Origin of the sequence: Alteromonas sp. S015 (assembly GCF_036864485.1) — a bacterium.
GTDB lineage: Bacteria > Pseudomonadota > Gammaproteobacteria > Enterobacterales > Alteromonadaceae > Alteromonas.
The window spans coordinates 1-303 of record NZ_JAZETO010000037.1 but is presented as its reverse complement, the minus strand read 5'-3'; the positions used below and the strand labels follow the sequence as shown (position 1 = coordinate 303).

Here is a 303-nt window from a genome sequence, read left to right as displayed (position 1 = left end):
GTGTTGTACCTCAAAGGTAATGACAACGCCAAACGATATTTAGCCAAGCTACAAAAGAGAATGAGCAAGGCGAAGGCCTTATCTGCACTCGCTCATAAAATTGGGCGATGTGCTTACTTTATGTTGAAGAACCAGCAGGTATTCGATGAAGAACGTTTTTTAAACGGGTAAGTCGCACAGTGGCATGAGCTGCAACGTCTAACTGGTTAAACGACGAGTATCAACTTATCGCACAGTACTCTGCATCAAGCAGCATCGATAAGTATACCAACAAGTCATAACCTGCTGCGTTTGATTAGACAT

At 42.9% G+C, this 303-nt stretch carries 1 pseudogene; it reads left to right on the top strand.

Annotated features, from left to right (window positions below):
• Positions 1-171 (top strand): annotated as a pseudogene (locus V7R42_RS19920) (IS110 family transposase); the annotation flags it as partial.
• Between the last annotated feature and the right edge of the window lie 132 nt (positions 172-303).